At 64.4% G+C, this 7,049-nt stretch carries 9 protein-coding genes; 6 read left to right on the top strand and 3 right to left on the bottom strand.

Annotated features, from left to right (window positions below; genetic code table 11):
* Positions 1-86 precede the first annotated feature (86 nt).
* The 3 genes from ABWP09_RS12525 to ABWP09_RS12535 all read left to right on the top strand — a co-directional run bounded on the left by ABWP09_RS12525 (position 87) and on the right by ABWP09_RS12535 (position 2,465).
* The gene (locus tag ABWP09_RS12525; RefSeq protein WP_353205464.1) at positions 87-1,073 is read left to right on the top strand and encodes a formylglycine-generating enzyme family protein; all 987 of its coding nucleotides are present in this window, start codon (positions 87-89) and stop codon (positions 1,071-1,073) included.
* 61 nt (positions 1,074-1,134) lie between these two features.
* Positions 1,135-2,052, top strand: coding sequence for a haloalkane dehalogenase (locus ABWP09_RS12530; protein WP_353205465.1), 918 nt, complete (start codon positions 1,135-1,137; stop codon positions 2,050-2,052).
* Entirely contained in the window at positions 2,049-2,465 is a 417-nt protein-coding gene (locus ABWP09_RS12535; RefSeq protein ID WP_353205466.1) for a DUF1330 domain-containing protein, read from the top strand. Before ABWP09_RS12530 ends, ABWP09_RS12535 begins: the two co-directional genes overlap by 4 nt.
* A gap of 14 nt (positions 2,466-2,479) precedes the next feature.
* Here ABWP09_RS12535 and ABWP09_RS12540 read toward each other — a convergent pair whose 3' ends face one another.
* Complete coding sequence (locus ABWP09_RS12540; protein ID WP_353205467.1) at positions 2,480-2,854, bottom strand: hypothetical protein; 375 nt, start codon at positions 2,852-2,854, stop codon at positions 2,480-2,482.
* Between the two features lie 113 nt (positions 2,855-2,967).
* On the bottom strand, positions 2,968-4,026 hold the full coding sequence (locus ABWP09_RS12545; protein ID WP_353205468.1) for an MBL fold metallo-hydrolase: 1,059 nt from the start codon (positions 4,024-4,026) through the stop codon (positions 2,968-2,970).
* A gap of 143 nt (positions 4,027-4,169) precedes the next feature.
* Between ABWP09_RS12545 and ABWP09_RS12550 the strand changes: the two genes are divergently transcribed.
* Genes ABWP09_RS12550 through ABWP09_RS12560 form a run of 3 tightly spaced genes read left to right on the top strand, consistent with a single transcriptional unit; the run spans position 4,170 to position 6,831 of the window.
* On the top strand, positions 4,170-4,556 hold the full coding sequence (locus ABWP09_RS12550) for a hypothetical protein (RefSeq protein ID WP_353205469.1): 387 nt from the start codon (positions 4,170-4,172) through the stop codon (positions 4,554-4,556).
* The gene (locus ABWP09_RS12555) at positions 4,553-6,244 is read left to right on the top strand and encodes a sulfatase-like hydrolase/transferase (RefSeq protein WP_353205470.1); all 1,692 of its coding nucleotides are present in this window, start codon (positions 4,553-4,555) and stop codon (positions 6,242-6,244) included. Before ABWP09_RS12550 ends, ABWP09_RS12555 begins: the two co-directional genes overlap by 4 nt.
* Before the next feature lie 8 nt (positions 6,245-6,252).
* The gene (locus ABWP09_RS12560; protein WP_353205471.1) at positions 6,253-6,831 is read left to right on the top strand and encodes a TetR/AcrR family transcriptional regulator; all 579 of its coding nucleotides are present in this window, start codon (positions 6,253-6,255) and stop codon (positions 6,829-6,831) included.
* On the opposite strand, the gene ABWP09_RS12565 is transcribed toward ABWP09_RS12560, so the two are convergent.
* Positions 6,828-7,049, bottom strand: a 222-nt coding sequence (locus ABWP09_RS12565) for a DUF885 family protein (RefSeq protein ID WP_353205472.1), incomplete at its 5' end; no start/stop codon positions are given. The genes ABWP09_RS12560 and ABWP09_RS12565 overlap by 4 nt on opposite strands.

The raw sequence follows: 7,049 nt of genomic DNA on the forward strand, positions 1-7,049 counted from the left end.
ATATGGCGATCTGTCTATCCCCAGCTCGCGACCGAAACGCGGGATCCAACCGGATATTGGCTCGGGACAGGCCGTTGGAAAATCGGATGAGCGCGCACGGCAGCTTCGCGTTGACAATCTTCGGCCCATGCCGCCTGTTGGGGACGATGGCGATGGCGATGATCCACTGTAGCAAAGGTCTCGCCGCGTTGATCATGGCGCTCGGGCTCGCCGGATGTTCGCCCGACACCCCACCGGCAGGAACCGCGCGCTGCGCCGATTTGCGGTCAGCACCGATGATTCATCTGCCCGCAGCCGACGTCATCATCGGGGCCGATCCGAAATATCCGGAGGAAGGGCCGCCACACCGCGCGACGGTCAAGGCGTTCTGGGTCGACACGCACGAATTGACCAATGGCGAATTCGCCCGGTTCGTCGCCGCGACCGGCTATCGCACGGTCGCCGAGCGCACGCCTCCGGCGCTCCCCGACACCCCGCCCGAGATGCGGCAACCGGGATCGGCCGTCTTTGCAATCCCTGACGATCGCGACCCGCGCTGGTGGCGCTGGTCGGCCGGGGCGCAGTGGCGGCACCCCGCGGGGCCGGGCGAATCGATCGCAGGCCGTGACACCGAACCCGTCGTGCAAATCGCCTATGACGATGCCGAAGCTTATGCGCACTGGGCCGGCAAGCGGCTGCCGAGCGAAGCCGAATGGGAATATGCCGCGCTCGCCGGAAGCAAAGCGTTGCCCGAGCCGATCGATGCCCATGGCACGCCGCAAGCGAATTATTATCAGGGCGTTTTTCCCGCGCGCGATCTGGGGTTGGACGGCTTTCGCGGTCGCGCGCCCGTCGGCTGCTTTAAGCCCAACGCCTTCGGACTGTACGACATGATCGGCAATGTGTGGGAATGGACCAGCGCCGCGGCTGGCCCCGGCGGGGCCAGCCGCGTGATCAAGGGTGGATCCTATTTATGCGCGAGCAATTATTGCGCGCGGTACCGGCCGGCGGCGCGGCAATTCGAGGAACGCGGCTTGGGCACCGATCATATCGGCGTACGCTTCGTGCGCGATTCGGCACCCCCTGCCGATTGACGTTCGCGATTACTTTTGGCACTATCCATGCCAATATAATTGCGGAACCGGAGAGCGCGCGATGGAGATTCTGAGAACACCAGATTCCTGCTTTGACACTCTCGCGGATTATCCGTTCGCGCCGCACTATCTGAGCGTCACCGACGCCGACGGGACGGATCTGCGGATCCACTATCTCGACGAGGGTCCCCGCGACGCGGCGCCAATCCTGCTGATGCACGGCGAGCCGAGCTGGTCGTATCTCTATCGCAAGTTCGTGCCGGATCTGGTCGCGCGCGGCCACCGGGTGATTGCGCCCGATCTGGTCGGCTTCGGCAAATCGGACAAACCCGCCGCGCGCGGCGATTACACCTATGAACGCCATGTCGCGTGGATGAGCGCGTGGCTCACCGCGCTCGATCTCAAGGACATCACGCTGTTCTGCCAGGATTGGGGCGGGCTGATCGGCTTGCGCCTCGTCGCTGCCTTCCCGGATCGTTTCGCGCGGCTGGCGATCGCCAATACCGGTCTGCCGATCGGCACCGGATCCTCCGACGGGTTCAATGCCTGGCTCGCCTTCAGCCAGAACGTGCCGCAATTTCCGGTCGGCTTCATCGTCAATGGCGGCACAGCGCGCGACCTGACCCCGGCGGAGATCGCCGCCTATGACGCGCCCTTCCCCGACGAACGCTACAAGGAAGGCGCGCGGGAATTTCCCAAGCTCGTGCCGATCACGGCCGACCACGCGTCGGTCGCGGAAAACCAGGCGGCGTGGACAGTGCTCGAGCGTTTCGACAAGCCGGTACTGACCACCTTCAGCGATCAGGATGCCGTGACCAAGGGCGGCGAGAAGGTCTTTATCGACCGTGTTCCCGGCGCCAAAGGGCAGCCCCACACGATCATCGCCGGCGGCGGCCACTTCCTGCAGGAAGATGCGCCGGAACAGCTCTGCACGCTAATCGACGACTTTATCCGCTCCAACCAGGGTCACACATCATGAACGTTATCAACGCGGTATTCCCGGGCCCCGAGCAACTCGCCGCTTTCTTCACGGGTGAGGAAGACGGCCCGTTCGTGATGGTCAATTTGCTGCGCTTCAAGCCACACGCCGAATATGCCGATGGCAGCGACAGCGAGCTTACCGGGCGCGAAGCCTATGCCCGATATGGTGCGGCGGTGCAGGCATGCCTTGCGGCGGTCGGTGGCAAGTCTGTGTTCGCGGGCGCGATAACCGAATTGATGCTCGGGCAGATGGATGAGCCGTGGCACATGGTCGCGCTGGCGCAATATCCCAGTCGTGCGGCGATGATGGCGATGGTGCAATCGCCCGACTATCAGGCGATCGAAAAGCACCGTCTGGCCGGGCTTGAGGGACAGTTGAACATCCGTACGAAACCGCTGCCCACGGGCTGACGCGGGCGGATCGGCTAGACTTGGAGCGCGCTTGCGGCGAGCCATTCTTTGGCTTTGGCGAGCGACCTGAACACGCGTAGGCGCGGATGCACCAACGTCCGCTCGGCTTGCAGCTTGTTGAGTTGACTGCCGACCACGACCGCCGCGCGTCCCGACGTCAACGCGATGCCCGCAACCATGATTTGGGTCAGCAGATCGGCAACGTCATTGGATTGGACGGGGAATTCCAGCGATTCGACGATAACGTCGAAATCGCCCCCGGCTCCATGCAGATCGCGTGCCTTCTGCATCAGCGCCCCGCCCAGATCGGCGACGATCTCCGGCGTCCAAAAACCCTTTACCCGGATCGTAAGCGTATTGGTTGAGCGATCATGATCTAACTGGAACATTCGGCAGGGTATCTCTGAACGGCCGGTGAGACAACGCGTTGCCCGATCGCGGGGTCAAAGCGAAGCTGGCGGCGCGGTGCAAGCGCTTTGGCGCATGCCGCGCCCCGAACGTCTCAATCGACCGGCAAGCGCGCGAAGGCAATGGTGCGGTTCGCGGCCGGCAAGCTGAAGATCATGCCATCCTGGCCCACCGTGATCGGCCCGTCATAAAATTGCCGCGCGCGACCGAGGAACGCCGGATAGGCGATGCGGAACGGCACCGGTGGCAGGATATGCGTGAAGAGCAAATGCTTCACCCCCGCCGCTTGCGCTTCCTGCGCGGCCACCTCGGGGGATGTATGATAGGTCAGGATATCGCGCGTGATTTGCGCGGTGCCGGACTGATGTCGCGCGACCAGCGCCGCGGTCATGCGCTTGACCAAGGCCGGCTGCAGGCCCTCATGCACCAGCAGATCAACACCCTTTGAATTGGCGACCAGCGCCGCGCTCGCTGCAGTATCGCCGCTGATCACCGCCGAGCGGCCCTTATAATCGAAGCGATAGCCGACGGCCGGCTGAACCGGCCCATGTTCCACGCTGAAGGCGGTGACGCGCAAGCCGTTCGCGCGATACACTTCCACCGACCCGAGCGTGCCGCGCACCGGCGGGGTGAAGCTCACCGCTTTGCCCCCGGCACCCGAAGGCGGCGCGATCTTCGGGCCATGGTGCGCGGTACGATAGCCCGAGTCTGTGGCGTACGCCGCATCGAACCCGGCGACGATCCGCTCGACGCCGGTCGGGCCGTAAATTGGCAGCGGCGCGGTCGCCCCCCGCCCAGTCCAGCGCAGCAGCATCATCGGGCCGAGGCCATCGATATGATCCGAATGGAAATGCGTCAGGAACACGCCCTCGATCCGGCCATTGGGGATCCCCATCAGCGCGATGTGCCTGGCACCTCCCTCACCCGAATCGACCACGAAAATGTGCTGCCCGGCAATGACCACGGTACACGCACCGGCGCGGCCGGGATCGGGTAGTGGCGCCCCGGTACCACATAGCGCGACATGCAAACCGTCGGGCAGATCGCGCGTGGTGTCGACGCCAGCGCGCGCTTGAAACGCAAGACCGAGCAGCGCGGCGCCGGTTTCCCCCCGGAAAAGCGCCGCGCCGACGACGAATGCAGCCAAGGCCACGGTCGTGAGGATCCCGGTAGTGCGCACTGTTCCTCCCCTCGAGCGGCAAGATGCCTTTTTAATGTGGCATTAGCAATGCCGAAAGATTGCAGAACGCCCGAACGATGGTACGTTGGCTCTCATAACAAAGGGGGGATGTCGCGATGCGGAACGTGATACGAGGAATCGTCGGGCTTACGGCGGTGTTCAACATCCTGCTCGGGATCGGATTTTTGATCGATCCGGCACAATTGGGCTTGCGCTTCTTCATCACCGCGCTCGGAACCCAAGGGCTGGCGACGATCCGCGCCGATTTCCCCGCCTTTTTCCTGACCGGCGGAATCTTCGCGCTGGTCGGTGCCTGGCGTGCCTGGCGCACGCCCTTGCTCGTCCCGCTCTGCCTGCTCGGCCTCGCGATCAGCGGACGCGCGATCAGCCTCGTCGCCGATGGTGCCCCCGCGCACGCTTTCCCGCCGATGGTGGCGGAGGCGGTGATGATCATGATCCTCGCGCTCGGCTGGAACAGCTTTGATCGGGAGGGCGCGCGATGAAACGCTGGGTCAAGGTCACGCTCGCCTCGGTCGCGGCGCTCGCGGTCGCGGGCTTTGCCGCCAAGGATTATGTGCTGCTGCACTTACCCGGCTGGATCGCGCCGCACGTCGCGGACAATCATCCCGTTGCGTGGCAACAAGGGCCCGCCGTCGCCGCGCTGCCGGTCGATCGGCGTCCGCCCAACATCGTGCTGATCGTCGGCGACGACCTTGGCTATAACGACATCAGCTTCAACGGCGGCGGCGTGGCCGGCGGGCTGGTCAAGACGCCCAATATCGATGCGCTCGGGCAGCAGGGCGCCGCGTTTGCCAATGGCTATGCCGGGAACGCGACGTGCGCGCCGAGCCGCGCGGCGTTGATGACCGGCCGATATGCCACGCGCTTCGGCTACGAATTCACCCCCGCCGACGTGCATCCGCCGAAATGGTTCCCCTCCAGCCTGATCCGCACCGATGCGGCCTTTTCGCGCACGATCGCCAGCTTCCCGACCAAATGGGAGCATAAGACGATCTTCGATGAAGACGCCGCGCGTTTGCCGCCGGTGCAGGACAAGGGGATGCCCGCCAGCGAGATCACGATCGCCGATCTGCTGCGCACGCGTGGCTATCATACGATGCATCTCGGCAAATGGCATTTGGGCGATACCAAGGGGATGCGACCCGAGCAGCACGGTTTCGACGAGAGCTTGGGCTTCATGATCGGCGGGCAGAAATATCTGCTCGACGACAGCCCGGACGTCGTCAATTCGGTGCAGGATTTCGACCCGATCGACAAATTCCTGTGGGCGAACCTGCCCTTCAGCGTCCAATATAACGGCAGCAAGCCGTTCCGGCCCGATCGCTACATGACCGATTATCTGACGGCACAGGCGCAAGCGACGATCGTCGCCAATCGCAACCGCCCGTTCTTTCTGTATCTGGCCTATAACGCGCCGCACACGCCGCTGCAGGCGGCGAAAGCCGATTACGACGCGCTTCCGCAGATCACCGACCACCGCATGCGCGTCTATGCCGCGATGATCCGCGCGCTCGACCGCGGTGTCGGCCGCGTGATGGCGACGCTGAAAGCGCAAGGGTTGGATCAGAATACGCTGGTGATCTTCACCAGCGATAATGGCGGCGCACATTATATCGGCCTGCCCGATATCAACAAACCGTATCGCGGGTGGAAAGCGACGTTCTTCGAAGGGGGCGTCAAGGTGCCGTTCTTCATGCGCTGGCCAGCGCAGATCAAGCCCGGCACGACGATCGCCGCGCCGGTCAGCCATTTCGACATTTTCGCAACCGCCGGCGGCAGCGCAGGCGCAAACTTGCCGCACGATCGCCCGATCGACGGGGTCAATCTGCTGCCCTTCATGCAGGGCACGGCGACGGGCACGCCGCACAGCACGCTGTTCTGGCGCAGCGGTCGCTACAAGGTTGTGCGCGATGGTGACTGGAAGCTGCAGGCGCTCGATCTGCCGCACGTCAATCTGCTGTACGATATGAAGGCCGATCCGACCGAACAGCGCGATGTCGCGGGAACGCACCCCGATATCGTCGCGCGCCTGAGCGCGCTGCTCGCCGGGCATGACCGCGAGAGTATGAAGCCCGCTTGGCCCTCGCTCATTCGCTCGCCAATTGCTATCGACCGCCCGCTCGGAACGAAACCGCGGGCCGACGAGACGTATATCTATTGGTCGAATTAAGGTCATCAATGAGCGAGACTGACGGGCGGCGAAAGCGCGCGCAGACCAGCCGCGACCGGATCGTCGCGGCGATGCTCGCGCTTGTCGAGGAAGGCCATATCACGCCGAGCGCAGATCTGGTCGCGGCGCAGGCCGCGGTGGGGCTGCGGACGGTGTTCCGGCACTTTGCGGATATGGAGACGCTCTACGGCGCGATGACCACCGAACTGTCGCGGCACTACGATCTTGGCGTCCATCCTTCCGCTGCTGAGGATTGGCAGGGCAGACTGCGCGAGGGTGCCGAACGCCGGATCACCACCTATGAAACCTTGCTACCGTTCAAGCGCGCCGCCGATGCGCACCGCCACATGTCGCCCGCGATCCAGGCGGAGCATGATCGCGTGCTGGCATTGATGCGCGCGCGGCTAGAATCGGTGCTGCCCGCAGCGGTTCGGCTGCAGGCGGGCTTGGTCGAGACGATCGACCTGCTGCTCAGCTTCGACGTGTGGCAGCGCCTCCGCGGCGACCAGAAGCTCCCGGTCGAGCAATCGCGCGCGATCATCCTGGCCGAAATCGACCGCATCGTGCGAGATTGCGGCGTCCGCTAGGCGCGCGCGCCGGCGATGTAGCGCGTAATGTTGCCGCCGAGGACGTCGAGCGGCACATTGCCCCCCTCGACCACCGCTTGGTTGAAATCGCGCAGATCGAACCGCGCGCCAAGCGCAGCCTTGGCCCGGTCGCGCTGCGCGACAATCTCGGTCTGCCCCAATTTGTAGCCGCACGCTTGCCCCGGCCAGGCGCAATAGCGATCGACCTCGCTCGCCGC

Origin of the sequence: Sphingomonas sp. (genome assembly GCF_040398505.1) — a bacterium.
Taxonomy (GTDB): domain Bacteria; phylum Pseudomonadota; class Alphaproteobacteria; order Sphingomonadales; family Sphingomonadaceae; genus Sphingomonas.

What these genes read in the sequence shown, in the direction of transcription:
- ABWP09_RS12525 (WP_353205464.1), top strand. Translation starts at nt 87, where the DNA reads ATGAGCGCGCACGGCAGCTTCGCGTTGACAATCTTCGGCCCATGCCGC.
- ABWP09_RS12530 (WP_353205465.1), top strand. Translation starts at nt 1,135, where the DNA reads ATGGAGATTCTGAGAACACCAGATTCCTGCTTTGACACTCTCGCGGAT.
- ABWP09_RS12535 (WP_353205466.1), top strand. Translation starts at nt 2,049, where the DNA reads ATGAACGTTATCAACGCGGTATTCCCGGGCCCCGAGCAACTCGCCGCT.
- ABWP09_RS12540 (WP_353205467.1), bottom strand. Translation starts at nt 2,854, where the DNA reads ATGTTCCAGTTAGATCATGATCGCTCAACCAATACGCTTACGATCCGG.
- ABWP09_RS12550 (WP_353205469.1), top strand. Translation starts at nt 4,170, where the DNA reads ATGCGGAACGTGATACGAGGAATCGTCGGGCTTACGGCGGTGTTCAAC.
- ABWP09_RS12555 (WP_353205470.1), top strand. Translation starts at nt 4,553, where the DNA reads ATGAAACGCTGGGTCAAGGTCACGCTCGCCTCGGTCGCGGCGCTCGCG.
- ABWP09_RS12560 (WP_353205471.1), top strand. Translation starts at nt 6,253, where the DNA reads ATGAGCGAGACTGACGGGCGGCGAAAGCGCGCGCAGACCAGCCGCGAC.